The following is a 2,088-nucleotide window of genomic DNA, read 5'->3' on the forward strand; positions in this document are numbered from 1 at the left end:
TAAAAGTAGAACAGGATTAATCAGCGTCAAGAATCAAGACCTGACCCCGGTTTTTGACCCCGGTTTTTGACCCCGGTTTTGACCCCGGTTTTGCTTCCGCAGTGATCACCCAGAACAGAATGGTGATATTGATGATCAGACATTTTTTCATGGCTTGGGTTTGCGGCCAATATCGGCAGGCGTCGGCATAGAAGGCCAAGGTCTTTCATTGTGCAAATAACTTTTTGATCATGATAAACGACATTTATTATGCATAATTAAAGACCTGCCCCCCGTTTTTGCTTAATTTTCCTTAAGAAATTCCGCCGTTACCCGCCCAATCCGCCAGGCAATAGCTTCATTCAATTCATCAGGCATGCGGCCACGGATATCGTAGCCTTTAAAGCAGGTCAGCACAGACATTAGCAAATACTCCTAGATAGCATATGCGCTATCATTAAATTCATGAAAACCATTGTACTTGATACCAGCTGCCTTGTTTCGGCACTTCTCGGTAGTGGCGGCGCAAGCCGGGAGATTCTCAGGCTGTGTCTGAATCGGCAGTTGAACCCTCTGATGGGCAATGCCCTTTATACCGAGTATGAGTCGCTGTTGAACAGGCCCGCACTCTGGAATAAGAGTCGTACTACTGAGCTGGAACGTGAGCAGGTGCTCAACGCGGTGCTGGGTGTTACCCGATGGGTTGAGATCTATTATCTCTGGCGGCCAAACCTACCAGACGAAGCCGATAATCACCTGGTAGAACTGGCGATGGCCGGTGGTGCCAGCCATATCATCACCAAAAACATTAAAGATATTGGTCGAGGAGAACTGAGGTTTGACCACCTGACCATTTGCAAACCAGAAGACTTTATCAGGGAGATCCGACAATGAGCGTGCTCACCATTAGACTGACCGAAGAAAAACATGAACGTCTGAAACAACTGGCCAAATCCAGAAACATCAGCCTGAACAAATTGATGGATGAATTATCAACCATTGCCCTGGCAGAGTTTGATACCTATAACCGTTACCTGGCCAGGGCAGAATCAGGCAATCCAAAGGAGGCCCTGAAAATTCTGGACAGGCTGGATGGCCGGTTGTGAGTTATGGCTTGTAGTTATGGGTTATGAGTGAATAGGGAATAGTTAATTGTGGATAGACAAATTCCCTATTCCCCCTTAACCATTCCCTCACAACCCATAACTCATCACCCCCGCCCATACGTATCCTCATACCGCACAATATCAACCTCACCGCTCTATACCTCGATAAGCTCAAGGTCGAACTTAATGCTGGCTCGCGTTGACACAAATCAGTTTTGAGTACTTTTCAATAGCATCAAAATCGCGATCTCTGTGTAAGAGAGGGAGAGCATAATGAATCGCGGTGACAGCAATGAGACAATCCATACTTTTACGAATAGTAATACCTTTCTTTCTGGCCTTTCTATACAGCATGGCAGAATCAATAAACAGCTGATCTGATATTGAGTAACTGGCGAGCGAAGAAAGGTAACTTTCCGTTTTTTTGCATGTCTTGTCTGCCCGAATCCCCTGGAGTACTTCCATAAGTATCACCGGGCAGGTGGCAACCCGACCTTCTTGTAACAACTTCACAAGATAATTCACCTGCGGGTTATCAACATCATTAAAAAAATCAACCCAAACGCTGGTATCAACCATAATATCCATTCAGCGGGTTTCTCTCATATCATCAAGATTCCCCACCCAGGCGACCTTCCCTTTTAACGACAGGATTTGTTTCTGCTTTTCCCTGCGAACCAGCTCCTGTAAGGCATAGTTCACAAGCTCACGCCGCGAGCCAAGGCCGGAAAGCTCAAGGGCTTCACGCATCAAATCCTGATCAATGACGATATTGGTTCTTGCATTCGAGGGCATAAATACACCTTTTTAGATAATAATGGTGTATTTATAGTAGCCCGCCAAAAAATAGTAAACAACTATCTCCTATCTCTCTCCCTCACAACTCACAACCCATAACTCATCACAACCGCCCATACGTATCCTCATACCGCACAATATCATCCTCACCCAGATACCCGCCGCCCTGCACCTCAATCAGTTCAAGGTCAAACTTGCCGGGGTT

The 2,088-nt window shown here is 46.1% G+C and carries 4 protein-coding genes and 1 pseudogene; 2 read left to right on the top strand and 3 right to left on the bottom strand.

What is annotated here, in order from left to right:
• Nucleotides 1-444 precede the first annotated feature (444 nt).
• Both KDK14_RS02300 and KDK14_RS02305 read left to right on the top strand, forming a co-directional pair.
• Nucleotides 445-873, top strand: coding sequence for a putative toxin-antitoxin system toxin component, PIN family (locus tag KDK14_RS02300; RefSeq protein ID WP_257263405.1), 429 nt, complete (start codon nt 445-447; stop codon nt 871-873).
• Nucleotides 870-1,085: a toxin-antitoxin system HicB family antitoxin gene (locus tag KDK14_RS02305; protein WP_257263406.1), complete on the top strand. Its 216-nt coding sequence runs from the start codon at nt 870-872 to the stop codon at nt 1,083-1,085. The genes KDK14_RS02300 and KDK14_RS02305 overlap by 4 nt, the downstream gene beginning before the upstream one ends.
• A 183-nt stretch (nt 1,086-1,268) precedes the next feature.
• On the opposite strand, the gene KDK14_RS02310 is transcribed toward KDK14_RS02305, so the two are convergent.
• The 3 genes and pseudogenes from KDK14_RS02310 to KDK14_RS02320 form a co-directional block, all read right to left on the bottom strand.
• Nucleotides 1,269-1,673 carry a PIN domain-containing protein gene (locus KDK14_RS02310; RefSeq protein ID WP_257263407.1) on the bottom strand — a complete coding sequence of 135 codons (405 nt, stop codon included), beginning with the start codon at nt 1,671-1,673 and terminating at the stop codon, nt 1,269-1,271.
• Nucleotides 1,674-1,880, bottom strand: a complete 207-nt coding sequence (locus tag KDK14_RS02315) for a type II toxin-antitoxin system VapB family antitoxin (RefSeq protein ID WP_257263408.1) — start codon at nt 1,878-1,880, stop codon at nt 1,674-1,676.
• Between the two features lie 106 nt (nt 1,881-1,986).
• Nucleotides 1,987-2,088: pseudogene (locus tag KDK14_RS02320) on the bottom strand (mannose-1-phosphate guanylyltransferase); the annotation flags it as partial.

Origin of the sequence: Endozoicomonas sp. ONNA2 (assembly GCF_024606365.1) — a bacterium.
In the GTDB taxonomy this organism is placed as follows: domain Bacteria; phylum Pseudomonadota; class Gammaproteobacteria; order Pseudomonadales; family Endozoicomonadaceae; genus Endozoicomonas.